Origin of the sequence: Streptacidiphilus alkalitolerans, from assembly GCF_042511045.1 — a bacterium.
Taxonomy (GTDB): domain Bacteria; phylum Actinomycetota; class Actinomycetes; order Streptomycetales; family Streptomycetaceae; genus Streptacidiphilus; species Streptacidiphilus alkalitolerans.
On record NZ_JBHEZX010000009.1, the window covers coordinates 109,299 to 133,494 of the forward strand.

Here is a 24,196-nt window from a genome sequence, read left to right on the forward strand (position 1 = left end):
CCGGACAGCGGTTGAGTGGTGCGGGTGGTGCCCTGGCGCGGTGGTGGCTGAGTGCCTACGTGGTGGCGCTCGTCGGAGTCGGAACGCGCTGCGGGAGGTAGATGGAGCGTTCCGCGATCAGGAAGCGGACGGCGAAGGAGACCACCAGGGACAGCGCGGTGGCCCACAGCACCCCCATCCCCAGCCCGCCGACCAGCAGCGCCAGCAGCGGCACCCGCAGCAGCAGGTCGGCGTTGCCGAGCAGCCAGAACCGGCCGGCCCGGCTGGCCCAGTGCCGGGTGCGGCGGTCGCGGAACACGGTGAGCTCCAGCAGCGCGAAGTTCCACAGCAGCGCGCCCTGGTTGGCCAGCACCTCCGCCGGGAGGTAGTGCATGCCCGCGCCGCTGGTCAGCAGCCGCAGCAGGCCCAGGTTGGGCAGCACCCCGGACAGCCCGACCAGGGCGAAGGCGATGGCCCTGCCGCCCGGCGTGGAGAGCCTGAGCATCGCCAGGTGCCGCAGGAACCGCAGTCCCTCCCTGACCGTGGACTTCGACTCGCCGGCGAAGCGCTCGCCGAAGCGGTACGGCACCTCGGCCACCCGGCGCGGCCGGGAGCGGACCGCCAGCTCCATCAGGATCTTGTAGCCCAGCGGACGCAGCGCCATCGGCTCCACCGCCGCCAGCCGCACCGCGAAGAAGCCGCTCATCGGGTCGCTGATCCGGTGCAGCTCACGCGGGAAGAGCAGCTTGGCGAGCAACGTCGAGGCCCCCGACACCACCAGCCGGTACGCCCCGGACAGGCCCTGCCGGCTGCCGCCCTGGGCGTAGCGGCTCGCCACGACCAGGTCGGCCTGCCCGCTCCGGCCCGCGGCGACCAGCTCGGGGACCAGCGCGGGCGGGTGCTGGAGGTCGGCGTCCATCACCACCGCCCAGGCGCCGGTGGCCTCCCGCAGCCCCGCCACCACCGCTCCGCCGAGGCCGCCCTCGGGCGTCTCCCGGTGCAGCACGGTGATCGGCAGCGGGCAGTCCGCCGCCGCCTCGCGCAGCAGGACCGGGGTGAGGTCCGTGCTGTCGTCGACGAACAGCAGCCGTGGCACCGGGCCGCCGTCGTGTCTCGGCGACAGGGCTGCCACCAGCCGCCGCAGCAGCTCCGCGACGTTCTCCTGCTCGTTGTAGGTCGGTATGAGCACGGTGAAATCGGGCGGTGGCGCACTGGCAGGTTCGAGCATGGGGGAAGCCCCTTCTGATGTCCTGGGTGACCGCAGGACCAGTGAATAGCATCAGAAAGGGAGTCACGGAGATCCGGTAAAGGTTTAACAGAGACTCAATTACCGTGAAATAAGCGGTAGTTGTAATCAGCCAGGCAGTCCTGAATCCATGCCGCGCCCCCCGTTCCCGGTTACGGCGCCGACATCTCCCGGCTATCCGGCGGGCGCGAGGAAGTCCAGCAGGAGCTGGTTCACCAGGGCCGGCTTCTCCAGCGGAAGCGCATGGGTGGTGCCGGGCACGACCGCGAGCCGGGCGTCCGGCAGGGCGGCGACAGCGGCGGCGCTGTACTCGACCCGGAGGCCGTCGTGGTCACCCTGCATCACCAGCACCGGCATCAACAGCCCTGCGAGGGCGGAGAGTTCGACGTCGGGCTCCTCGCGCCACATCCGCAGCCACTTGGCGAAGACCACCGGGAAGTGACCGGGGCCGTCCGGCGAGAGCGGCTCGTACTGCGGTCGGAACAGCGCCGCCAGGGCCTCGGTGTCAGGGCCGTGCACCAGGGCCAGGTCGGCCGGGGTGGAGGCGTCCCGGCTCAGGGCGGTGCTGATCAGCGTCAGCGTGCGGACCAGGTCGGGGCGGCGCAGCGCGAGCCGCAGGGCGACCGTGCCGCCGGCGCTCCAGCCGACCAGGTGCGCCGGGCCGGTGCCCAGTGTCTCCAGGAACGCCGCGGTGTCGTCGGCCATGAGGTCCGTGGTCACCGGCCCCTCGACGTCGGGCGTCCGCCCGTGTCCGCGCCGTTCCGGCGCGTAGACCGTGAAGTACTGTGCCAGGAAGGGCAGTTGGGCGTACCAGCTGTCCGCGGTCACCCCGCCGCCGTGCAGCAGGACCAGCGGGTCGCCTTCGCCGAGGGTCTCGTAGTAGGTCCGCAGGCCGTTGACCGTCGCGTACTGCCCCATGCCGTTCTCCCCACCGGTTCCAAGCCATCGACTTGAGCGTTGCTCAGGTCGATGATAGCCCGATTTCTTGAGCTAAGCTCAAGTGTTATGGCACTGCACCGCGAGGACGTCGTCCGGGCCGCCGTCGGGCTGCTCGACGAGGTGGGCCTGGACCGGCTCACCACCAGGGCGCTGACGACCCGTCTGGGCGTGCAGCCCGGCGCGCTGTACTGGCACGTACGGAGCAAGAGCGAACTGCTGAGCGCAATCGCGGACGAGATCCTGCGGGAGGTGTTCGTCCCCGAACCGGGCTGGGAGGATGTGAATGGCGACTGGGCCGAACAGACCGGCGCCTTCGCCCACCGGCTGCGCCGGGCCCTGCTCGCCCACCGCGACGGCGCCCGGGTGGTGGTCGGCCACCTGGCGCTGAGCGGCGCCGCCGTCGAGGTCGCCGAACAGGGCCTGGCCCTGATGCGCGCCGCCGGGCTCACCCTGACCGAGGCGGCGTACTTCGGTGACACCGTCACCAGCTATGTCACCGGCTTTGTGCTCCAGGAGCAGGCCGTGTCCCCGGCCGCGGTGGCGCCGCCGGTGCGGTTCGAGCCGACCCTGCACCCCAATCTGTGGGAGTGGCAGGCGAATCGGCCCGCCTCGCGGGACCAGGCCTTCGCCTCCGGCCTCGCGCTCATCATCAGGGGACTACGGCTTTCCTGAGGGCTTCCCTGATTCGCCAATGTGTTCTGTTTTTGATGCCGGGCCGGGGGCAGGAGCGGCTCGACGCGATATCCGACAGCGGGTCGCGCACTGAACAGAGGAGCCTGTTGTGGGAATCATCGCGTGGATCGTCCTCGGCCTGCTGGCCGGTCTCATCGCCAAGGCGCTCATGCCGGGCCGGGACCCGGGCGGCCTGATCGTCACGACCCTGCTGGGCATCGTCGGCGCGCTACTCGGCGGCTTCCTGGCCTCGGCGCTCTTCCACATCCACCCGATGGACGGGTTCTTCGACCTCTCGACGTGGGTGACCTCGGTCGTCGGCGCGATCGTGGTCCTGGTGATCTACCGGATGGCCACCGGGCGCCGGCACGCCTGACCCGGTCGGGTCCGGACGGGTGATGCGGTCCAGCCACTCCTGCAGCAGGGCGCGTTCGTTCACGGTCAGCACCGTGGCCCGGGACAGCACCGCGCCCAGTGCGACCGCGGCGGTGACCGGGCCGGCCTCGCCCGGTCCGAGCGGGGCGTCGGTGGTGATCGCCGCGATCACCGCTTCCCGTCCGGCGGAGATCAGCGCGGGGTGGCGCTGCTCCGGTGTGCGGGAGAGCAGTTCCAGTGCAACGCCGCGCCCGCCGGCGTGCACCAGTTGGACGGCCAGCTCCTGGTCGACGCGCAGACGGCCGGCAGCGGCGATCTGCTGGACGGCGTCGGCCAGGATCCTGGCGGCGATCTCGGCCGCCTCGACCTGCACCCCGGGGCGCGGCTCGCCGTAGATCAGGGAGTAGAGGGCGGGGTTGTCCAGGGCGAAGGAGATGTTCATCTCCCAGCCGGCGCGCAGGTAGTCCACCGGGTCGCCGTCGGACTCCAGGGCGAGCTTGTCCGGGATGTGCGCGGCGAAGCCCTGCGCGGCCACGGCGTCCAGCAGGCCCTGCTTGTCCCCGAACAGGCGGTAGATCGTCGGGGCCTGCACATGGGCCGCGGCGCCGACCGCCCGGGTGGAGACCGCCTCGCGGCCCTGCTCGTTGAGGAGCGCCAGGGCGGCGGCGATGATGCGTTCGCGACTGTCCGCCGCGGAGGATCGATCTCTGGACATGGCTCAACGCTAACCTGCTGTTCATAACATCGCTAACCGCCGGGGGGTGTGGCAGGCCACACCCCAGCTGGATGGCGGACCGCAGTGACCGGGCGGGCAGCGGTGCGACAGGGTCGTCCGCATGGGAACAAGCTCACGATCCACTACCGCGTCCGCGCTGCTCGCAGCCCTCGCCGCGGCCCTCGTCGCCGCCTTCGTCCTCGTCCCCGGCCCGCTGGCGGCGAACCTGTCGGGCGGCGGTTTCGGCGATCAGCACCACCTCATCGACCGCCTCTCCGAGTCGTTCGTCGGCTACTGGAACTCCGGCGGCCGGGACTTCACGCCGGACCTGGGCCGGATGGTCGGCTACTGGCGCCACTTCCACGAGGTCAAGGCGGTGGCCGCCGCGCTGCTGCTGGCCGCGCTGATCGCGCTCGGCGTCCGGCTCTGGCAGGCGTTCCTGCGAGCCGGACAGACCCTCGGGGCCGGACGCAGGGCGGCTCTCGCGTCCGCCGGGGTCGTCGTCCTGGCGCTGGCGCTGGTCTCCCTGGCGGCGGTCATGGCCAATGTCCAGGGGGCGATAGCGCCCTTCTCCTCCCTGCTGTCGATGCTGCCGATGCACACGTCCCACGGGGCACTCGCCGACACGCTCGACCAGGTCAGGCAGCGCCTGGCCGACTACCCGCACGGCGGTGGCCAGGCCCCGGCCGCGGTCGAGGTGATGGTCGGCGACTTCGGCCGCTACCACGCGGTGATAGCCGTGGCCGCCCCGCTCGTGGCGGTCGCGCTGGCCGGGTGGAGCGTGCTGTCGTGGCGGAGGTTCGCCCGAACGGAGGCGTCGGACCGGCGGGCCAGACGCCTGTTCCGCTCCTTCGGCCTGCTCGCGGCCCTGCTTGCGTTGGGCGCCGTGGTGGTCGCCGTGGCGAACATCGGCACCACGGCCGATCCCGCGCCGGCGCTGCTGGCCTTCTTCCAGGGCGGCTGGTGAGGGGCCGTCGGATGAGGGTCCGTCAGCCGTTGAGGTAGGCGAGGACGGCGAGCACCCGGCGGTGCTGGGATTCGTCCGGCGGTAGGCCGAGCTTGGCGAAGACATTGCCGATGTGCTTCTCCACCGCGCTGTTGGAGAGCACCAGCCGCCGGGCGATGGCCGCGTTGGAGTGGCCCTCGGCCATCAGCCCCAGCAACTGCCGTTCCCGCGCGGTCAGCGCGTCCAGCGGATCGTCACGGCGCTGTCCGGCCAGCAACTGGGCGACGACCTGCGGGTCCAGCACCGTCGCGCCGCGGGCGACCCGGCCCAGGGCGTCCAGGAACTCCTCGACCCTGGCGACCCGGTCCTTCAGCAGGTAGCCGACCGCGCCGGAGCCGTCCGCGAGCAGGTCGGCGGCATAGGAGACCTCCACGTACTGGCTCAGCACCAGCACCGGGGCGCCGGGCAGTCGGCCGCGGGCGGTGATCGCCGCCCGCAGGCCCTCGTCGGTGTGCGTGGGCGGCATCCGGACATCGACCACCGACACGTCAGGGCGGTGCGCGAGCACCGCCTCGACCAGGGCGGGGCCGTCACCGACCGCCGCCAGCACCTGGTGGCCGTCCTCGCTGAGCAGTCGCACCAGTCCCTCGCGCAGCAGCACCGAGTCGTCGGCGACGACGATCCGCAGCGGCTCCCGGGGCGCGGGCGCGGAGGCTGCGCGGGGGGCCGATCCGTCCGAGGTCAGCGACATGGCAGCTCCGCGGTGACGGTGGTCGGGCCGTCCTCGGGACTGTCGACCCGCAGCAGGCCGCCCACCGCCCGCACCCGGTCGGCCAGGCCCTGCAGCCCGTGCCCCTTGGCCAGGGACGCGCCGCCCACCCCGTCGTCGGTCACCCAGACCCGCAGGGTTCCCCCGGCGTGGCGCAGGCCGACCGTGCAGCGGCGGGCGTGGCTGTGCTTGGCCACGTTCGTCAGCGCCTCGGCCACCACGAAGTACCCGGCGGTCTCGACCGCCGGGTCCAGCCGGCCGCCGAGGGGGTCGGCGTCGAGGGCGGCGGGGACGACGCAGCGCGCGGCCAGGGCGGCGAGCGCCTCGCGCAGTCCCCGGTCGGCCAGCAGCGGCGGGGCGATGCCCCGGGACAGGGCCCGGAGCTCGTCCAGCGCCTCCTGGGTCCGGACCACCGCCTCGGCGAGGGCGGCCCGGACGAGTTCCGGCCTGGTGTCGAAGTGGTGCTGGGCGCGGCCCAGTTCCATCGCCAGCCGGACCAACTGCTGTTGCGGCCCGTCGTGCAGATCGCGTTCGAGCCGGCGCAGCGCGGCGGCCTCGGCCGTCACCGCCGCGACGGCCTGCGCCCGGGCGGTGTCGCGCTCCTGTTCAAGCCCGCTGATCCTGCGGTGCAACGCGGACATGTTGGACAGCAGCACCTGCCCGAGACCGGCCTGGGCAGCCACGCACACCCGGGTCACCAGCGGCAGGGTGGCCAGCAGCAGCACGGCGACGGTGAGCGCGAAGGCGAGCCGCCCGGGCGGCGAGGTCAGCCCCAGGCTCAGGGCGACCTGGGACTGGCCGCTGCCCACGTGCAGGGTCATCGGCCGCAGCGCCCCGGGCGGGATCCGGCTGTTGCGCAGCGGGTAGGTGGCGGTGCCGACCGCGATGAACCACCACAGCCCCGTCAGCAGCGAGGTGACCAGCACGACGGGGAGCACCACAACCGCGTGCGCCAGGTCCAGCCACAGCCCCGGGTCGGCCGCGTCGGCCGTCTCCTTGGACCTCGGCCGCTGGCCCGGGCCCTGCGTCCCGCCGGGCCGGGGCCGTACCGTGCCGATCCGCCACCACTCCAGGTCACCGGGCCACCGCGCCAGCGCGAGAGCCCTGGCCGCGACGGACGACCCGGCCGGCAGCAGCGACGCGGCCGTTCCCAGGCACAGGCCGCCGGCCACCAGGAGCAGGCCGAGCAGGGCGGTGAGCGGCGCGGTGAGCAGGTACAGCGACTCCAGCAGCGTGCGGCGCGCGACGCGGACGGCGGCCCCGGCCCGGGTTGAGGCCGGGGCCGGGGCCGGGGAAGGCCCCTGGCGGTGCGCGCTGAGGGTCACCGGTCCTTGAACTCCTCGATGGCGTCCCGGACCGCCTGCCCCATCGCGTCGCTGCCGGCGTGCCCGGAGTCCTCGATGATGTGCAGCCGCACGTCCGGCCAGCCCTTCGCCAGCTCCCACGCCGTCTGCACCGGGCTGCCCATGTCGTGCCGGCCGTGCACCAGCACCGTCGGGATCCCGGCCAGGGTGTGGGCGTTGCGCAGGATCTGGTCCTCCTCCAGCCACGCGCCGTTGCTGAAGTAGTGGGCGCAGATCCGGACGAACGCGATCTGTGCGTCGACCTCGCGGTCGCTGTACATGCCCGGCACGCCGTTGGGCTCGTCCGAGACGACCGCGTCCTCCCAGGCGAGCCAGTCGGCGGCGGCCTTCTCCCGGACCGCCCGGTCGGGGTTCTCCATCAGCCGCGCATACGCCGCGAGCAGGTCGCCGTCGCGTTCGTCCGCGGGGACGCCGTCGCGGAACCGGTCCCACGCCTCGGGGTAGAACCGCCCGGCACCCCGGTAGAGCCACTCGGTCTCGGCGCGGCGGGTCGTGGTCACGGCCGGGATGACCATCTCGGTGACCCGCTCGGGGTGCTGCTGCGCATAGGCCAGGACCAGCGTCGAGCCCCAGGAGGCGCCGTTCAGCAGCCAGCGCTCGATGCCCAGGTGCTCGCGCAACTGCTCCATGTCGTCGATCAGGTGCTGCGTGGTGTTCAGGCTCATGTCCGCGGCCGGATCGCTGGCGTGCGGGGTGCTGCGCCCGCAGTTGCGCTGGTCGAAGCGGATGACCCGGTAGCGCTCGGGATCCCAGGCCCTGGTCGGCCGTTCCGTGGCACCCGACCCCGGGCCGCCGTGGACGTTCAGGGCAGGTTTGCCTTCGGGGTTGCCGAGCTGTTCGTAGTAGACGCGGTTGCCGTCGCCGGTATCGAGGAATCCACTGTCGTAGGGGCCGGTCGGTGGGTAGAGGTCAACCATAGTCGTGGATCCTACGGGAGCGTTGGTGCCCGGTACCGGGGCGGTTAGGCGGCGGCGCGTTCACTGACCGGTCGGCGGCGGAGGCCCGGCTGCTGGAGGGCCGGCGGCAGGTACGCCTGGTCCAGCGTGCCGACGTCGCTGCCCGGCGGGACGATCGCGTCGATCCGGTCGAGCAGGTCGTCGGAGAGCGTCACGTCGAGACCGGCCAGCAGGTCGTCCAGTTGGCTCATGGTCCGTGCCCCGACGATCGCGCTGGTCACGCCGGGGTGGGCGATGGTGAACGCCAGGGCGAGGTGTGTCAGCGGCAGGGCGGCCTCCCCGGCGAGCGTGATGAACTGCTCGACGGCGTCGAGCCGGCGCTCGTCGTTGAGGTGCTGGAAGAAGCCCGCGCGGCTCAGTTCGTTCGGCCGGCCCTTGCGGACCCGTCCGGTCAGCAGCCCCTGCCCGAGCGGGCCCCAGACCAGCGTGCCCAGCCCGTGGCGCTGGGCGACCGGCAGCACCTCGCGTTCGATGCCCCGGCTGAGCAGCGAGTACGGCGGCTGCTCGGTGCGGAACCGCTCCAGACCGCGCCGCTCGGAGACCCACTGGGCCTCGACGATGTCGGAGGCCGGCAGCGAGGACGTCCCGATCGCCCGGACCTTTCCGCTGCGGACCAGGTCGGAGAGCGCGGAGAGGGTCTCCTCGATGTCCGTGCCGGGGTCCGGCCGGTGGACCTGGTAGAGGTCGATGTGGTCGGTCTGCAGCCGGCGCAGCGAGTTCTCGACCGCGGTCACGATCCAGCGCCGCGAGCCGCCCTGCTGATTCGGGTCCTCGCCCGTCGGGCGGCCCACCTTGGTGGCGAGGACGACATCGTCCCGCCGCCCCTTGAGCGCCCTGCCGACGACCTCCTCGGAGTCCCCGTAGGCGTCGGCGGTGTCGATCAGGTTGATGCCCGCGTCCAGCGCCCGGTGGATGATGCGGGCCGAGTCGTCGGGATCGGGATTGCCGACGGAGGTGGCGAACATCAGTGCGCCGAGCGCATAGGGGCTGACCTTGATGCCGGTCCTGCCGAGGGTGCGGTACTGCATGGGACACCTGCTTCCGGGTCTCTTCTGCTTCCGGGTTTCTTCGCTGCTGCCTCCAGCCTGCGGCGGTGCGGGCCGGGGCGGGAGAGACGTCCTGGTCCTGGAACGGGCTGTCCCTGGCTGGGCGGCGGCGTCCGGGGCATGGTGGAGGGGTGGACAGAACCGAGATGGCCGACTTCCTGCGCCACTGCCGCGCCCGGCTCGCCCCCGCCGACGTGGGGCTGTCGCAGGGCGCGCGGCGCCGCACGCCGGGGCTGCGGCGCGAGGAGGTGGCGCAGCTGGCAGGCATGTCCACCGACCACTACACCCGGCTGGAGCAGGCCAGGGGCTCCCGCCCGTCCCGCCAGATGCTCGCCGCCGTCGCCCGCGCGCTGCGGCTGACCGGCGACGAACGGGACCACCTGTTCCACCTGGCCGGGGAGGAACCGCCGCGCAACCGGCCGACCACCACGCACGTCCGCCCCGGCCTGCTGCTGGTCCTCGACCGGCTGACCGACACCCCCGCCCAGGTGGTCAGCGACAGCGGCGACATCCTCGCCCAGAACCCGATGGCCAAGGCGCTGCACGGGGACGCGTCCGCCCGTCCCGAGGCGGAGCACAACATCGTCTGGCGCTACTTCACCGACCCCGCCGCGCGGGAACTCTTCCCGGCCGAGGACCGCGAGCACGCCGCCCGGGTGGCGGTGGCGGACCTGCGCGCCGCCGCCGCCCGCCACCCCGACGACGCCCGGCTGGCCGGGCTGGTACGGCGGCTCCGGGCCCGCAGCGAGGAGTTCTCGACGCTGTGGGACACCCACGAGGTCGCCGTACGCCGCGCCGCCACCAAGCGCTTCTGCCACCCGGTCGTCGGCCTGCTGGAACTGGACTGCGAGGTCCTGCTGAGCCCCGAGCACGACCAGCGCCTGGTCGTCCACACCGCGCGCCCCGGCAGCGAGTCCCACGAGCGCCTGGAACTCCTCCGCGTGGTCGGCCTCCAGAACCTGACCCACGGCTGAGCAGCCGTCACCAGGCTGCGCCCGACCCGCGGGCGGGTCAGGGGCCGGCGGCCTCCGGCGACAGCAGGTCGGGGAGTTCGTCCATCCAGGCGAGGACGGCGCGTTCGTAGTGGGTGCCGAAGGTGAGGGTGGCGCGCTGGTAGCGGTCCAGGCCGGGGGTTGCGGCGGTGGCCTGGTACTCGGCGAGGCGGCGTCGGTGCTCCTCGCGGTGCGCTGCCACGTAGCTGAGCAGGCGTTCGGTGTCGAGGTGCTCGCCGAAGGCCAGGGTCAGCAGGAGCGGGTAGCGGATCTGCTCGGTGCCGGGCGGTTCGGCGAGCCAGGCCGCGAAGGCCTCGCGGCCGGCTTCGGTGAGCCGGTAGGGGCGACGGGAACGCGCACCCGTGGCGCCGACGTCCACCAGGCCGCGTTCGGCGAGGGCGGCGAGCTCCCGGTAGACCTGACTGCGGGTCAGGCTCCAGAAGTCGCCGATGAACACCTCGGCCGTGCCCATCAGTTCATAACCGCTGGCCGGCCCGGCGTGCAGGAAGCCGAGCAGTGAGGCCGCGGTCGGATTGAGCTCGACGGGCATGGCTTGTTCCCCTTGACAGTCCACAGTGGACGATGGCCTGATAGTCCACAGTGGACGGTGCCATCCGCAACCGACGGTCCACTGTGGCATATCAGGGGGAGGGGCCGACCATGCACACCTGGGTACTCGTCGTCCATGTCGTCGCCGGCAGCTCGGGACTGCTGCTGGGTCCGGTGGCGATGCTCGCGCGCAAGGGCCCGGGGCTGCATCCCCGGGTCGGCCGGGCCTATCAGGGGGCCACCGCCGCGCTGTGCCTCAGCGCCTTCGGGCTGGTGGCGTACAAGCCCGCGCTGTGGTGGCTGGGCGTCATCGGCACTGCCACCTGGGGCGCCGCGCTGGGCGGTTGGTGGGTACGGCGGCGGGGCTTCGACGGCTGGTTGGCCTGGCACATCGGGCTGATGTGCGGCTCGTACGTCTCCTTCGTCACCGCCTTCCTGGTCGTCAACCTGGGCTTCGGCTCCGTGCTCGCCTGGATCCTGCCCACGCTGGTCGGCACCCCGCTGATCGGCCGCACCATCGCCGGGGCGGTACGCCGCCCGGCGGTGCGGGCCGACGCGGCGTCAGAGGCCGAGGTGGCGGCGGGGGTGGGTACGGGGGCGTAGGGCGACCGCTCGGTGCCGTATCCCTGCCTCCGGCGTCCGGTTAGGGTGCCGGCATGCCTGCGATCGTGGTCGAAACCCCGGAGCCTGTGCTGATGGAGCCCAAGGGGCCGGTGATCACCGCGATCGCCTGCACCGTCGGCGCGGTGCTGACACTGGCCGGGGTGGTCGGCGCCGGGTTCTGCGTGGTGCGCGCGGTGACCGGTGCGGGCGGGACCCGGGGCGGGTGGGTGTGGGTGGCCGTCGGGCTGGCCCTGGTCCTGCTGATCGTCGCCTGGACCGGGTTCTCCACGATCGTCAACGCCCGCGACGAGCGGGCGGCCACGCTGCAACTGGAGGCCGTCGGCGTCGATACGACCGCCCTGGTCCTGTCCGTGGCCTCGGCCCGGGCCTCCGCCGACGACCACCCCCAGGTCCGGCTGCTGCTGCGGGTCACCGGACCGGGCTTCGAGACCTTCGAGTCCAGCCATGAGGTGTCCGCCTTCGAGTTCGGCCGCTCCGCGCAGGGCACGCGACTGCCGGTCCGCGTCAACCCGAACACCCGCGCGTTCGTGCTGCGCCGGGCCCCCGCGCCGTAGCACCGGCCGACCTGCCGACACCGTCAGGAAAAGGGCGGTGGGTCTTACGTTTCCCGACGCTGCCGGGGGACGATGGGCGGCATGGACGAGGAGGTTGTCGCGCAGGCCCGGCAGTGCATGGCGGAGCTCGGTGCCGAGGGTGTGGTCGCCGTCGCGCTGGGCTGGGTGGACAACGCCGGGATCGGCCGGGTCAAGGCCGTTCCGCTGCGGCGGCTGGCCGAGGCGGTGCAGGACGGTGTGGGCATGTCGCCGGTGTTCGACGTGTTCCTGGTCGACGACTCCACCACCACCAGCCGCCTGCTCGGCGGCCCCGGCGGCGACCTGCGGCTGTTCCCCGACCTGGAGCGCGCCGTGCCGCTGGCCGCCCAGCCGGGCTGGGCCTGGGCCCCGGCCGACCGCTACCGGCAGGACGGCACGCCGCACCCCGCCTGCCAGCGGCAGTTCGCCCGGCGGATGGTGGACGCGGCCGAGGCGGGCGGGCTGACGTTCCGGGCGGCGTACGAGGTCGAGTGGGTGGTGCAGCGGCCGGACGGCAGCAGCCCCACCGACGGCCCGGCCTACGGCCTGCACCGCCTCACCGACCTCTCCGACTACCTGCGTGACGTCCTCCTGGCCCTGGAGGCACAGCAGTTGACGGTGCAGCAGATCCATCCGGAGTACGCCGTCGGGCAGTTCGAGGTGTCCATCGCCGCCGAGGACCCGGTGGGCGCGGCCGACAGCACGGTCCTGGTCCGGCAGACCGTCCGCGGGGTCTCGGACCAGCACGGGCTGCGTGCCTCCTTCGCCCCGTCCGTCGAGGCCGGCAGCGTGGGCAACGGCGCCCATCTGCACCTCAGTCCCTGGCGCGGCGGGGTCAACCTGCTGGCGGGCGGCGACGGCCGCCATGGGCTCGGCCGGGAGGGCGAGGCCTTCCTGGCCGGTGTGCTGCGCGAGCTCCCAGCCCTGCTGGTCCTGGGGGCGCCCGGGGTGGCCAGCTATCTGCGGCTGGTGCCCTCGCACTGGGCCGGCGCCTACCACTGCTGGGGCCTGGAGAACCGCGAGGCGGCCCTGCGGCTGATCGCGGGCCCGAACCGGGCCGCCAATGTCGAGGTCAAGTGCTTCGACGGGGCGGCGAACCCCTACCTCGCGATCGGCGGCGTCATCGCCGCAGGACTCGCCGGGATCGACGAGGGGTTGACTCTGCCCGAGGAGGTCGAGGGCGACCCCGCGTTCGCGGCGGCGCCGCCGCCACGGCTTCCGGAGTCCCTTACTGACGCCCTATCAGCTTATACACAGTCAGATCTACTCCGTGACCGGCTCGGTGAGACGCTGTTCGAGGCGATCAGAGCGGTGCGTCAGGCCGAGGTCGAACTCTTCGCGGGGAAGAGCCCGCAGGAGATCACCGCCGCCACCCGCTGGCGCTACTGAACGGCGGGGGAGTCACGGATGCGGTTGATCGACCACCATTGCCACAGCGTGGTCCGCGACGACCTCACGGATGCGGGCTTCGCCTCGCTGCTCACCGAGTCCGACCGGGCGCCGGTCCCTGGCAGCAGCCCGTGGGACAGCGCGCTCGGCCTCGCCGTCCGCCGCTGGTGTCCGCCGGTCCTCGGCCTGGACCCGTACGTCCCGGCCGCTGAATACCTGGCCCGGCGACGGGAGTTGGGTCCGGCGGAGGCCACCCGGCGACTGCTGCGTGCTGCCGGACTCGACGCCTGCTTCGTCGACACCGGCCTGGAGACGGCGGGCGGCGCGACCGGCGGCGCGGCGCTGCTCTCGCTGGACGAGCTGGCCGAGGCGGCCGGGGCCGAGGTCCGCGAGGTGGTCCGGCTGGAGTACGTGGCCGAACGGGCCTCCGTCGGCAGCGGGGCGGACCGCTGGGCCGACGACGTCCTGGCGGCGCTGACCGGGGCGGTTCGGGCGCGCGGCGCCGTCGCCGTCAAGTCCGTCCTGGCCTACCGGCACGGCCTGGACATCGACCCCGCCCGGCCGGGCCCGGCCGAGGTGGCGCGGGCCGCGGGGGAGTACCTGGCCGGGCCCGCAACCCGGCTCGAGCACCCGGTGCTGCTGCGCCACCTGCTCTGGACGGCGGTCGACCTCGGCCTGCCGATCCAGCTCCACACCGGCTTCGGCGACCCGGACCTGACGCTGCACCGGGCGAACCCCTCGCTGCTGACGGAGTTCATCCGCGCCGCCGAGCCGTTCGGCGTCCCGCTGGTGCTGCTGCACTGCTGGCCGTACCACCGCGAGGCGGCGTGGCTGGCGCAGGCCTTCCCCCAGGTCTACTGCGACGTCGGGCTGACCCTCTCCTACACCGGCCAGGGGGCCCGGAGGGTGCTCGCCGAGACGCTGGAACTGGCCCCGTTCGGCAAGGTGCTGTTCTCCACGGACGCCTACGGCCTGCCCGAGCTCTACACGGTGGGCGCCGCCGCCTTCCGTGACGCGGTCGGCGCCTGGGCCGCGGACCTGCGCGCCACCGGCTGCCCGGCGGCGGAGACGGACCGGATCGCCGCGCTGCCGGCCGCGGACAACGCCGCCCGTCTCTACGCCCGCCCGGCGCCGCCCGGGGGCGTCTGAGGGCCTCTTCCGCGTGCGGGAGTCGCACGGGACACTCGTAGCGCGTCCGACGGGGCGTTTACCACGGCGGAAGGACCTGGCATGTCCGATTCCACCCTCACCACAGCCACTGACCGGCCGCAGGAGCGGGGACTGCGGCCGACCCTGAATGTTTGGCAAGCCGTGGGCCTGTCCACGGCGCTGATGGCGCCGAGCATGGCGGTCAACATCAACCCGCAGGCCGCGGTACCCAGTGTCGGCCGGGCGGTGCCGCTGACCTTCCTGATCGCCGCTGTCGGCGTGCTGTTAGTGGCGTACGTCTTCGTCCGGCTCTGCCAGTACTACCAGCACGCCGGATCGGTGTACGCCTTCGTCGGGGCCACCCTCGGCCCACGGGCCGGCGTCGTCGCGGGCTGGGGCCTGGTCGGCACCTACCTGTTCTACGGGGTCACCACCTCCTCGGTGGTCGGCATCTTCGGGATGTCCTTCCTGGAGCGCACCGGGCTCTGGTCGCACCCGCCCACCGACGCGCCGTTCATCCTGACCGGCGTGGTGCTGCTGCTCGCCTGTTGGCTCACCGTCGCCTCGGTCCGGCGCGGCACCAATGTGCTGCTCACCGTGGAGGGCGCGACCGCCGCGCTGATCCTGGCGGTGACCGCGGTGGTGCTGGTCCGGCTGCTGGTGGGCAACGCCCCGGCCGGGCACCGCTTCACCATGTCGGTGTTCTCCGTGCCGCCGGGCACCGCGCCCTCCGCGCTGTTCCTCGGCGTGGTCTTCGGCTTCCTGTCCTTCGCGGGCTTCGAGGCGGCGTCCACCCTCGGCGAGGAGTCGGTCAACCCCAAGCGGGACATCCCGCGCGCGGTCCTCGGCACCACCCTGTTCGGCGGCGCGTTCTTCGTGGTGGTCACCGCGGTGGAGATGATGGGCTTCGGCACCGGCAAGGCGGGTGTGGGCGCCTTCGGCTCCTCGTCCTCGCTGATCGGGGACCTGGGCGCCGGCTACATCGGCTCCTGGGTCGGCGACACGGTCACCCTGGGCGCCACCGTCAGCGCCTTCGGCTGCTGCCTGGCCTGCACCGTGGGCTCCGCGCGGCTGCTGTTCGCGATGAGCAGGGACGGCTTCGGCGAACGCGGCCTTGGCCGGGTCTCCCGGCTGGGCACCCCGGCCCGGGCGGCGGTGCTGGTCAGCACGGCCATGGCGGTCGTCCTCGGGCTCTGCATCGTGGCCTTCTCCGCCGTGCCCGAGGACACCTTCGTCTGGGGCGGCACCATCGGCACGCTGATCCTGCTGGTCGCGTACGCGCTGACCACCATTGGGGCGATCCGGCTGATCTTCGTCCAGCGGCGGATGCCTGTGCCGATGTGGCAGATCGTCATCCCGCTGGCCGCGCTGGCGCTGCTCGGCTACACCCTGTACCGCAATGTGGTGCCCTACCCGCCGTCGGGGCCCGGGCACTGGTTCCCGGTCGTCGCGGGCGGCTGGCTGCTGGCCGCGGTGGTCGCGGTGCTGGCCCTGCCGCGCACGGCGCGCCGGCTGGGCGAGCGGCTCAGCGAGATCGCCCCGGCCGAGGGACCGGGCAGGACACCGGAGCAGGCTAGGGGCTGACGCCCCAGGTGATGCGGTAGCTGCATTCCCCCGAGCAGGTCAGCACGCTGGTCGCGTCGTCGTTGACGTAGGAGTAGGCGAACGGCTCGGCCTTCTTGAAGACGGCGGCCGAGTCGATCGGCCAGGTCGAGGGGATGCAGGCGGAGCGGGCCGCGTAGGCGCCGGTGCAGCAGGACTGGTCGGTGCCGAGAACCAGGCAGGCGCTCAGGCAGGCGACCACCGTGCCGCCCACCACCCGCTGCATCGCCTTGGGGCAGCTCTTGTTGGCGTCATGGGTGCAGCCGGCCTTCGAGCAGCCGTCGGCGCTGATCGGGTCGGGGCCGCTGCCGCCGGAGTTGTTGATCCACATCGGCAGGTTGTTGCCCTCGACCAGGCTGACGTCGTAGAAGTCCATGCCGTTCCAGGCGTTGAGGTTGAACTCGGCCAGCGTGGAAGGGAACTGGCCCCAGGTCCGGCCGCACTGGAAGTGGCCGGCGCAGTCGCCGCTGGTGCAGTGCCCGTTGCCCGCGGCGTTGAAGGTGCAGCCGGTGCGGGCCCACACCCGCACGTCCCAGTGGTCGGGAATGGCGAAGCTGAGGCTGGCCCCGGGGGCGAGCTTCCAGCCGGTGGCCTCGACCGGGTGGGTCGGGTCCGCCGCGATCGCGGGCCAGATGGTCTGGCTCAGCCGGTTGACCAGGGTCAGCATCCGCTTGCCCTTGCCCGCGACGGGCTTGGCCGCGGCGGACGCCTTGGTGGCCGGGGGCGTGGTCGGACGGCTCGCGGAGGCGCTGGGCGTGGCGGTGGCGCTCCCGCTCGCTGTGGCGCGCGCACTGCCGCTCGCGGTGGCGCTGCCCGGTGCCGCGGCGGCTGACCCCGGGCCGGAGGCCACGCTGGTGACGGTCCGTTCCGCCACCGTGGCCCCCTCGCCGCCGCCGCCCTCCTGCGCACGCACCAGCAGGACGGTGGCGATCACGGCGAGGCAGGCGAGCACCGCCACCAGGGTGCCCCGGCCGCGTGCGTTCCGGCCGGCGTGCTTCGAAGTCCGCATCGCGGTATCTCCCGGTCCAACGCTCCCGGCCGGACAGCCGACAGCTCCATGCACAGGAGACGGGCTCCGAGCAGCCGCATCACAGAAATTGCGGGGGAGTGACCGAAGTCCCGACCAGGTCGCCGGTCAGGGGAGGAGTTCGACGTAGCCGTTGGTGCCGTGTACGCGGATGCGTTGGCCGTCGGGGATCAGGCGGGTGGCGTGTTCCACGCCCACGACGGCCGGTAGGCCGTACTCGCGGGCGATGACCGCGCCGTGGGTCATCAGGCCGCCGACCTCGGTCACCAGGCCGGTGATTCCGACGAACAGGGGCGACCAGCTGGGGTCCGTGTGGACCGTGACCAGGATGTCGCCCGCCTCGAGATCGGCCTTCGCCATGTCGAGGATGACGCGGGCCCTGCCCTCGACGGTCCCGGCGGAGACCGGCAGGCCGACCAGGGCACCGACCGGCGCGTCGTCGCGCCGGTACGCCCCGGAGAGGGCCTCGCCGTCCGAGGTGAGCACCCGGGGCGGGGTGAGCGCCTGGTAGGACCGGAACGCCTCCTTGCGCTGCTGGATCAACTCGCGGTCCACCCGCCCTGTGCGCACGACGTCGTGGAACTCCTGGAAGGTGAGGAAGAAGACGTCCTCCCGCTCGTCGACCACGTTCGCCCGCACCAGGCGTTCGGCCTCCTCCAGCAGCGCCTGCTTGTAGACGAAGTAGCGGCTGACGATGCCGTACTTCGGGTACTCGCGGTAGCCGATGAAGGTGCGGACCCGGTCGATCATCCGCTTGGCCTCGTCGGCCTTGCGCTCCCCGTCCGGCAGGGCCCGCAGGCGTGCCAGCACCTCCTGCTCCTTCTGCTGCGCCTGCTGCCGCCCGTGCGCGAAGCGACGCTCGGCCGCGCCCGGCTCGAAGATCCGGACGTTGTCGAGGATCAGCGGCACCAGCGTGGCGGGGCGCTCGCGCCAGCGCGGCCTGGTGATGTCGATCTCGCCGACGCAGCGCATGCCGTACCGGTCGAGGTAGGCCTCGATCGCGTCGCGTGCCTCCGCCCCGCCCGTGAGCTTCGCCAGCCCGTCCAGGAAGGCCACGTCCTCGAGGTCCTCGGCGTCATCGACGCGCTGCAGGAACGCGACCAGTTCCGGGTGCGGGCGGACCACGTCCGCGACGTCGAGCAGGGCCAGCCCCATCTCGGAGGTGACGTTGCCGGGGGCGGACAGGGTGAGCGTGTCGGCGGCGTTCTTCTCGCCCAGCCACTCCTGCAGCGTGTCGTTGAGCCACCAGGTGGCTTCCATCCCGGCCATGATCACCTGGATGTTCAGCGGTTCACCGAGCACCCGCTTGTGCTCCTCGAAGGCCTCCAGCAGGAAGTCGAACAGCGCCGGTCCGGTCTTCGTCCGGATGTCGCGGCGCAGGGCGGCGACGGACGCCCGGCTGCGCTCGATCAGCCCGGTGACGATGGCCGGATCGGTCTCGATCGGCGCGGGCGCGCCGCTGGCCGGTGGCCCGCCCGGAGCCGCAGCCGGTGCCGGGTCCGGGAGGGACGGGACGAAGTCGCCGCGGTCGAGGACGGTCTCCAGCGCGTCCCTGATCAGCGGATCACCCTTCCCCATCAGCTCCAGGAGGGCGGCCCGGCTCGCGGGCGGCCCCAGCCGGGCCGTGATGTCGACGAACAGCCTGCCGCCGGCCTCGTGCATCGGCACCATGGCCGTCAGCTGCCACATGGAGTAGCCCAGCGGCTTCATGGGATCGGTCATCATCTGCTGATGACCGACCGAGACATAGACGTGATTGCCCTGGTCATCGGCTCGGGGGAGGGGGAACAACGTGGTGATCGGCCGGCTCTGGACGATCTGGAAGCCGTCCTCGGCCAGGCACCATTCGATGTCCTGCGGGCGGCCGAAGTGCGCCTCGATCCGCCGTCCGAGCTGCACCAGCCGCAGCACCTGAGGATCCGTCAGCGCCGGCTGCTCCTGCCGCTGCGGATCGATGGCCACTTCCTGCGTCCCGCCGCCCGGCAGGCCCTGGACGGCACGTTGCTTGGCGGCGATCGTCCTGGCGACGACCTCGCCGTCGCGCACCGCGAAGACGTCCGGGTTGACCAGGCCGGAGACCATGGCCTCGCCGAGGCCGAAGCCGGCGTCCACGGTGGAGACCCTGCGGTTGCCGCTGACGGGGTCGGCGGTGAACAGGATCCCGGCCGCCTGCGGGAAGACCATCTGCTGCACGACCACGGCCATGTGGACCGTGCGGTGGTCGATGCCGTTCCGCTGACGGTAGGTCACGGCCCGCTCGGTGAACAGCGAGGCCCAGCAGCGCCTGACGTCCCGAAGGATCGCCGCCGGGCCCACGACGTTCAGGTAGGTGTCCTGCTGACCGGCGAAGGAGGCCGTCGGCAGGTCCTCCGCCGTGGCGCTGGACCGGACGGCACAGGCGGTCTGCTCGCCGCCGAACCGGGCCAGCGCGCGGGTGATCGCCGCCGCGAGGTCGTCCGGGACGGCGATCCCCTCGATGGTGCGGCGGATCTCCGCGCTGAGCGTGCTGATCGCCTCCCGGTCGTCCGGGGCCAGCCGGGACAGCTCATCGAGCCGATCGTCGATCGACGGCGCCTGCGCCATGACTCGGCGGAAGGCGTCCGTGGTCACGCAGAAGCCGACCGGCACGCGGACGCCGTCGATCCGCGACAGCGCGCCCAGCTGCGCGCCCTTGCCGCCGACGAGGGCGATCTGCGTCCCGTCCACCTCGTGAAGGTCCCACACATACGGTTCGATCATGGTGATACCTCCCAGGCAGCCGTGCTCCGTCGCCCTGTACCGGCCGATCGAATCACAGCCGCGGTCCCGGACGCGCGCACGCCGTGCCCTCATTTCCGCAGGTAGTGGCCTTGGGCGACGATTCTGCGGCATACCGGGGGCCTTGCCGCAAGCCCCCCGGTGCGCTATAAGTTGAGAGTGGCAAGGAGAGTGTTCTCCTTGCCTTTGCCATATCCTCCGCCGCGGACAACGTACGATCAGCTGATGTCAGACATTACGCAGATCACGCCCGGATGGCTCGGCTCCGAGGAACTGGAGCTGGCGCGCGCCCGGATGCCGATCCTGTACGTCGAGGCCGTGCCGGTGCGGGTCGACGACAGCGGGGAAGTGACCCATGTCGGACTCCTGCTGCGGATCGGCTCGGACGGGGCGGTCAGCCGGGCCCTGGTCTCGGGCCGGGTGCTGCACCACGAGCGGGTCCGGGACGCGCTGCTGCGGCACCTGGAGAAGGACCTCGGCCCGGTGGCCCTGCCCCGGGTCCCGGCGTCCCTGCAGCCCTTCACCGTGGCGGAGTACTTCCCGACGCAGGGGGTCACCCCGTTCCACGACCCGCGTCAGCACGCGGTGTCGCTGGCCTACATCGTCCCGGTGAGCGGTGACTGCCGGCCGCGCCAGGACGCGCTCGACCTGGTCTGGTTCAGCCCGGAGGAAGCCTCGTCCGCGCTGGTCCAGCAGGACATGCCGGGCGGCCAGGGGGTCCTGCTCAGGCAGGCCCTGGCCCACGCCGGCTGTCTCACCTGATCCGACGTCACCGCAGGCCGGGAGTGATGTCCATGTGCACGCGGTAGTCGACGATCAGGCCGTTGCGCTGCTCGATGACGGTGACGAAGGGCATGGACAGGGTGCTGCCGTCCGGCTTCTCGACCTGGATGGTGAACCGGCAGAACAGCTGTGCGCCGACCTTGGCGACCTGGTCCACCTGGTGGTGCACGGGCCACACCAGGTGGACCGCGGACGCGGTGGCCCGGGCGATGGCCGAGCGCCCGGTGATCGGTTCCTGGTTGGCGAACCGGTACACCGCCGTCTCGGCGAAGTAGGAGGCGAACCGTTCCGCGTCCCCGGCGTCGGCCGCGGCGCACATCGCGTGCACCATCGCCTCGTCGGGGTCGCGGGACGGCGCGGTCATGCGTCGGCCCTGGGGGCGAGCGAGAGGCCGTGACGCTTCATCACCTCGACGATCTTCGCCATGTCCCGCGGGCCGGGCGGCAGCTGGCTCAGCTCCCGGTAGTACCGCTCCAGGCCGGGCGGGGAGACCACGGCGATGATCCGGGCCTCCTGGTCGGACCGGTTGTAGAACACATGGGGCACCTTGCGCGGCAGGAGCATCGAGGCCCCGGGAGTGAGCGTGCGGGCGACGCCGTCGAGCTCGACCACGATCTCGCCCGCGCTGCAGGTGAACAGTTCGTCCTGGAACTCGTGGATGTGCGTGGGCGGCCCGCCGAGCCCGGCCGGCACGATGTACTCGAAGAGCGAGTAGGCGCCGTCGGTGTCCTCGCCGGTCAGCCGGAGCATGATGCCCAGGCCGATGGCCCCGAGGTTCTCGCCGCAACCGGGGAGCTTCAGCACGGGGTCCGGCGAGTCCTGCGGGTCCTCCGTGCTGTGGGCGTGGGTGGTCTCAGTGGTGTCCATCATTGCCTCCTTGGTGGCGCGACCGCTCGGGTCGCGGGGTCGCCTCACGGGGCCGCCGCGGGCTCCTGGCCTGCGGCGAGGTCGAGGGCGATGTCGATGAGCATGTCCTCCTGGCCGCCGACCAGGCCGCGTTCGCCGGCGCGCAGGAGCAGGGTACGAGCGTCCGTGCCGTACTGCCGGGCCGCGGCCTCCGCGTGGCGCAGGAAGCTGGAGTAGACGCCCGCGTAGCCGAGGGTCAGCGTCTCGCGGTCCACCCGGACCGGCCGGTCCTGCAGCGGGCGGACCAGGTCGTCGGCCGCGTCCTGGAGCGCGGACAGGTGACAGCCGTGCCCCCAGCCGTCGAGGGTGGCGGCGGCGATGAACGCCTCGACGGGGCAGTTGCCGGCCCCGGCGCCGTGGCCGGCCAACGAGGCGTCGATCCGGACGGCGCCCTCCTCGGCGGCGGTCAGCGAGTTGGCCACCGACAGCGAGAGGTTCTCGTGGGCGTGGATGCCGATCTGGGTGGCGGGATCGAGCACCTCGCGATAGGCGCGCACCCGGTCGCGGACCCCACGCATCGTCAGATGGCCGCCGGAGTCGGTGACATAGACGCAGTGCGCGCCGTAGGACTCCATCAGTCGGGCCTGCTGGGCGAGTTCGGCGGCGGGGGCCAGATGGCTCATCATCAGGAATCCGGAGACGTCCATACCGAGTTCGCGCGCGGTGGCGATGTGCTGGGCGGCGATGTCGGCCTCGGTGCAGTGTGTCGCCACCCGCACGGACCGCACGCCGAGGGCGTAGGCGTTCCGCAGCTCCTTGACCGTGCCGACACCCGGCAGCAGCAGGGTGGTCAGCCGGGCGCGGGTGACCACGGCCGCGACGGCCTCGATCCACTCCGGGTCGGTGTTGCTGCCGGGCCCGTAGGTCAGGCTGGTACCGGCCAGGCCGTCGCCGTGGGCGACTTCGATCGCGTCGACACCGGCGGCGTCCAGCGCCGCGGCGATCCGGGCGGCCTGCTCCGGGGAGATGTGATGCCGGGTGGCGTGCATACCGTCGCGGAGGGTGACGTCCTGGATGTACAGCCGCCGGTTCACCGTGCCTCCGTTCATCGCGCTGCCGTTCATCGTGCCTCCAGGGCGCGGGCCGCGAGCTGCTCGCCGACGCGCAGGGCCGCGCTGGTCATGATGTCGAGGTTGCCCGCGTAGGACGGCAGGTAGTGGCCGGCCCCCTCGACCTCCAGCAGCACGGTGACCTGGTGGGTGACCGCGCGGTCGCCGACCAGGGTGTGCGGGTGGTCGGCGACCGGGGTGATCTGGACCTGCCGCTTCAGCCGGTAGCCGGGCACATAGCCGGCGACCTGCGCGACCATCCGTTCCACCGAGGCCGCGATGTCCGCGCGCCGCCGCGGGCTCGCCGCGTCGACCAGGCAGAACACCGTGTCCCGCATGATCAGTGCGGGTTCGGCGGGATTGAGGATGATCACGGCTTTGCCTCTGGCCGCGCCGCCGACCGACTCGATCGCCCGCGCGGTGGTCTCGGTGAACTCGTCGATATTGGCGCGGGTGCCGGGGCCTGCGGATTTCGACGCGATGGAGGCGACGATCTCGGCGTACTGCACCGGCGCGACCTCGGCGACGGCGGCGACCACGGGAATGGTGGCCTGGCCGCCGCAGGTGACCATGTTCAGGTTGGGCGCGTCGAGGTGGAGGTCGAGGTTGACGGCCGGCACGACATACGGGCCGAGGGCCGCGGGGGTGAGGTCGATCAGCCTGGTGCCGTAGCCGGCCAGGCGGCCGGCGTTGGCCCGGTGCGCCTTCGCGGAGGTGGCGTCGAAGACGATCTCGATGTCCTCGAAACCGGGCAGCACGATCAGCCCCTCGACCCCGGCGGCGGTGGTCGCCACACCGAGCCGTTCGGCCCGGGCCAGGCCGTCGGAGGCGGGGTCGATGCCGACCATGGCGGCGATCTCCAGCTGGTCGCTGTGCCGCAGCATTTTGATCATCAGATCGGTGCCGATATTGCCGGAGCCGATCACCGCGGCCCTCACCCGGCCCGGTCCGGACGTCCTGCTCGACGAGGTGTTCACGCTTCGCCCCCGGTGAAGCGGGCGCTGACCGTGCCGACCCCGCTGATCTCGGCGTGGAAGTGGTCGCCGGGGCCGACCGGGACCATCGGGCCCAGGGCACCGGACAGCACGATGTCCCCGGCCCGCAGCGGGCTGCCGTGGTCGCGTGCGGTGCCGGCGAGCCAGGCGAGGGCGTTGAGCGGGTCGCCCATGCAGGCGGCGCCGCTGCCCTCGGAGACCAGTTCCCACCCCCGGCGCAGGGTCATCCGGCAGAGCGGCAGATCGAGCGCGCGGTCGAGGCGCCGGCGTTCGGCGCCGAGGGTGAACAGGCCGCTGGAGGCGTTGTCGGCGACGGTGTCGGTGATGCCGATGTCCCAGTCGGTGATGCGGCTGTCCACGATCTCCAGGGCCGGGGCGATGTGGGCGGTGGCCGCGGCGGCCTCGGCCGGGCCGATCGTGGAGCCGGTCAGATCCCGCCCCAGGATGAACGCGATCTCGGCCTCGATCTTCGGCTGGAGCGTGCGGGTGATGTCGACGGCGACACCGGGCGGACAGTCCATGCTGTCCAGCAGGACGCCGAAGTCGGGTTGGTCGACGCCCAGTTGGGCCTGGACCGCGGGGTTCGTCAGCCCGACCTTGCGTCCCACGACCCGGGCGCCGGCGGCGACCTGACGGGCGGTCCACGCGGACTGCACGGCATAGGCGGCGTCCACGTCCCCCGGGGGCAGCAGCGTGCGCACGGGTGCGCAGGGACGGTGCTCGGCGCGGGCGGCGGTCAGGCGGGTCAGGGCCAGCATCGCGCCGACCGGGAGGGGTGTCGTCCTGGTCTCCATG

Annotated in this window: 24 protein-coding genes and 1 pseudogene; 10 read left to right on the plus strand and 15 right to left on the minus strand. The window is 72.6% G+C overall.

All coding sequences use genetic code 11. From position 1 onward, the window contains the following. Positions 1-55: 55 nt before the first annotated feature. A complete protein-coding gene (locus ACEZDG_RS21555; protein WP_380512357.1) occupies positions 56-1,243 on the minus strand; it encodes a glycosyltransferase in 1,188 nt (395 codons plus the stop codon). 156 nt (positions 1,244-1,399) lie between these two features. After that, on the minus strand, positions 1,400-2,143 hold the full coding sequence (locus ACEZDG_RS21560; protein ID WP_380512066.1) for an alpha/beta fold hydrolase: 744 nt from the start codon (positions 2,141-2,143) through the stop codon (positions 1,400-1,402). Between the two features lie 87 nt (positions 2,144-2,230). On the opposite strand from ACEZDG_RS21560, the gene ACEZDG_RS21565 reads away from it, so the two are divergent. Both ACEZDG_RS21565 and ACEZDG_RS21570 read left to right on the plus strand, forming a co-directional pair. Further along, positions 2,231-2,836 carry a TetR/AcrR family transcriptional regulator C-terminal domain-containing protein gene (locus ACEZDG_RS21565; RefSeq protein WP_380512068.1) on the plus strand — a complete coding sequence of 202 codons (606 nt, stop codon included), beginning with the start codon at positions 2,231-2,233 and terminating at the stop codon, positions 2,834-2,836. A 109-nt stretch (positions 2,837-2,945) separates the two neighbouring features. After that, the gene (locus ACEZDG_RS21570; protein WP_380512070.1) at positions 2,946-3,212 is read left to right on the plus strand and encodes a GlsB/YeaQ/YmgE family stress response membrane protein; all 267 of its coding nucleotides are present in this window, start codon (positions 2,946-2,948) and stop codon (positions 3,210-3,212) included. A gap of 543 nt (positions 3,213-3,755) precedes the next feature. Here ACEZDG_RS21570 and ACEZDG_RS21575 read toward each other — a convergent pair. Further along, a pseudogene (locus ACEZDG_RS21575) lies at positions 3,756-3,926 on the minus strand (helix-turn-helix domain-containing protein); the annotation flags it as partial. Between the two features lie 121 nt (positions 3,927-4,047). On the opposite strand from ACEZDG_RS21575, the gene ACEZDG_RS21580 reads away from it, so the two are divergent. Further along, positions 4,048-4,893 carry a hypothetical protein gene (locus tag ACEZDG_RS21580; RefSeq protein ID WP_380512071.1) on the plus strand — a complete coding sequence of 282 codons (846 nt, stop codon included), beginning with the start codon at positions 4,048-4,050 and terminating at the stop codon, positions 4,891-4,893. Positions 4,894-4,915: 22 nt separating this feature from the next. Here ACEZDG_RS21580 and ACEZDG_RS21585 read toward each other — a convergent pair whose 3' ends face one another. From ACEZDG_RS21585 to ACEZDG_RS21600, 4 genes are read right to left on the minus strand one after another with little or no spacing between them, the layout of a single operon-like run. Beyond that, positions 4,916-5,560, minus strand: coding sequence for a LuxR C-terminal-related transcriptional regulator (locus tag ACEZDG_RS21585; RefSeq protein ID WP_380512359.1), 645 nt, complete (start codon positions 5,558-5,560; stop codon positions 4,916-4,918). 53 nt (positions 5,561-5,613) lie between these two features. Beyond that, positions 5,614-6,966 (minus strand): sensor histidine kinase, encoded by a 1,353-nt coding sequence (locus ACEZDG_RS21590; RefSeq protein WP_380512073.1) that lies wholly within the window; start codon positions 6,964-6,966, stop codon positions 5,614-5,616. Next, positions 6,963-7,922 (minus strand): prolyl aminopeptidase, encoded by a 960-nt coding sequence (gene pip, locus ACEZDG_RS21595; protein ID WP_380512075.1) that lies wholly within the window; start codon positions 7,920-7,922, stop codon positions 6,963-6,965. Before pip ends, ACEZDG_RS21590 begins: the two co-directional genes overlap by 4 nt. A 44-nt stretch (positions 7,923-7,966) precedes the next feature. After that, positions 7,967-8,989, minus strand: a complete 1,023-nt coding sequence (locus ACEZDG_RS21600; RefSeq protein ID WP_380512077.1) for an aldo/keto reductase — start codon at positions 8,987-8,989, stop codon at positions 7,967-7,969. A gap of 149 nt (positions 8,990-9,138) precedes the next feature. On the opposite strand from ACEZDG_RS21600, the gene ACEZDG_RS21605 reads away from it, so the two are divergent. Continuing rightward, positions 9,139-9,981, plus strand: a complete 843-nt coding sequence (locus tag ACEZDG_RS21605) for a helix-turn-helix transcriptional regulator (RefSeq protein WP_380512079.1) — start codon at positions 9,139-9,141, stop codon at positions 9,979-9,981. A gap of 37 nt (positions 9,982-10,018) precedes the next feature. Here ACEZDG_RS21605 and ACEZDG_RS21610 read toward each other — a convergent pair whose 3' ends face one another. Beyond that, on the minus strand, positions 10,019-10,549 hold the full coding sequence (locus ACEZDG_RS21610; RefSeq protein ID WP_380512080.1) for a PadR family transcriptional regulator: 531 nt from the start codon (positions 10,547-10,549) through the stop codon (positions 10,019-10,021). Positions 10,550-10,659: 110 nt separating this feature from the next. Here ACEZDG_RS21610 and ACEZDG_RS21615 point away from each other — a divergent pair, with 110 nt between their 5' ends. The 5 genes from ACEZDG_RS21615 to ACEZDG_RS21635 all read left to right on the plus strand — a co-directional run bounded on the left by ACEZDG_RS21615 (position 10,660) and on the right by ACEZDG_RS21635 (position 15,866). Next, positions 10,660-11,151, plus strand: coding sequence for a hypothetical protein (locus tag ACEZDG_RS21615; protein ID WP_380512081.1), 492 nt, complete (start codon positions 10,660-10,662; stop codon positions 11,149-11,151). 53 nt (positions 11,152-11,204) lie between these two features. Beyond that, positions 11,205-11,726, plus strand: a complete 522-nt coding sequence (locus ACEZDG_RS21620; protein ID WP_380512083.1) for a hypothetical protein — start codon at positions 11,205-11,207, stop codon at positions 11,724-11,726. 81 nt (positions 11,727-11,807) lie between these two features. Next, positions 11,808-13,133 (plus strand): glutamine synthetase family protein, encoded by a 1,326-nt coding sequence (locus ACEZDG_RS21625; RefSeq protein WP_380512085.1) that lies wholly within the window; start codon positions 11,808-11,810, stop codon positions 13,131-13,133. Between the two features lie 18 nt (positions 13,134-13,151). Further along, positions 13,152-14,282 carry an amidohydrolase family protein gene (locus ACEZDG_RS21630; protein WP_380512087.1) on the plus strand — a complete coding sequence of 377 codons (1,131 nt, stop codon included), beginning with the start codon at positions 13,152-13,154 and terminating at the stop codon, positions 14,280-14,282. A gap of 81 nt (positions 14,283-14,363) precedes the next feature. Then, on the plus strand, positions 14,364-15,866 hold the full coding sequence (locus ACEZDG_RS21635; RefSeq protein WP_380512089.1) for an APC family permease: 1,503 nt from the start codon (positions 14,364-14,366) through the stop codon (positions 15,864-15,866). Here the strand turns inward: ACEZDG_RS21635 and ACEZDG_RS21640 are convergent. Together ACEZDG_RS21640 and rph are read right to left on the minus strand one after the other, a co-directional pair. Next, complete coding sequence (locus ACEZDG_RS21640; RefSeq protein ID WP_380512091.1) at positions 15,856-16,893, minus strand: thaumatin family protein; 1,038 nt, start codon at positions 16,891-16,893, stop codon at positions 15,856-15,858. The two genes, ACEZDG_RS21635 and ACEZDG_RS21640, sit on opposite strands and share 11 nt — an antisense overlap. Positions 16,894-17,019: 126 nt before the next feature. Then, the gene (gene rph, locus ACEZDG_RS21645; RefSeq protein WP_380512093.1) at positions 17,020-19,650 is read right to left on the minus strand and encodes a rifamycin-inactivating phosphotransferase; all 2,631 of its coding nucleotides are present in this window, start codon (positions 19,648-19,650) and stop codon (positions 17,020-17,022) included. A gap of 243 nt (positions 19,651-19,893) precedes the next feature. On the opposite strand from rph, the gene ACEZDG_RS21650 reads away from it, so the two are divergent. Next, positions 19,894-20,430, plus strand: coding sequence for an NUDIX hydrolase family protein (locus tag ACEZDG_RS21650; protein ID WP_380512094.1), 537 nt, complete (start codon positions 19,894-19,896; stop codon positions 20,428-20,430). A gap of 7 nt (positions 20,431-20,437) precedes the next feature. Here the strand turns inward: ACEZDG_RS21650 and ACEZDG_RS21655 are convergent, their stop codons facing one another. The 5 genes from ACEZDG_RS21655 to ACEZDG_RS21675 form a co-directional block, all read right to left on the minus strand. Beyond that, entirely contained in the window at positions 20,438-20,815 is a 378-nt protein-coding gene (locus ACEZDG_RS21655) for a nuclear transport factor 2 family protein (protein ID WP_380512096.1), read from the minus strand. Next, positions 20,812-21,318 (minus strand): cupin domain-containing protein, encoded by a 507-nt coding sequence (locus ACEZDG_RS21660; protein WP_380512098.1) that lies wholly within the window; start codon positions 21,316-21,318, stop codon positions 20,812-20,814. Before ACEZDG_RS21660 ends, ACEZDG_RS21655 begins: the two co-directional genes overlap by 4 nt. Positions 21,319-21,362: 44 nt before the next feature. Then, the gene (gene dmpG / locus ACEZDG_RS21665; protein ID WP_380512100.1) at positions 21,363-22,421 is read right to left on the minus strand and encodes a 4-hydroxy-2-oxovalerate aldolase; all 1,059 of its coding nucleotides are present in this window, start codon (positions 22,419-22,421) and stop codon (positions 21,363-21,365) included. Then, complete coding sequence (locus ACEZDG_RS21670) at positions 22,418-23,299, minus strand: acetaldehyde dehydrogenase (acetylating) (protein ID WP_380512361.1); 882 nt, start codon at positions 23,297-23,299, stop codon at positions 22,418-22,420. Before ACEZDG_RS21670 ends, dmpG begins: the two co-directional genes overlap by 4 nt. Positions 23,300-23,379: 80 nt before the next feature. Continuing rightward, the gene (locus ACEZDG_RS21675) at positions 23,380-24,195 is read right to left on the minus strand and encodes a 2-keto-4-pentenoate hydratase (RefSeq protein WP_380512102.1); all 816 of its coding nucleotides are present in this window, start codon (positions 24,193-24,195) and stop codon (positions 23,380-23,382) included. Between the last annotated feature and the right edge of the window lies 1 nt (position 24,196).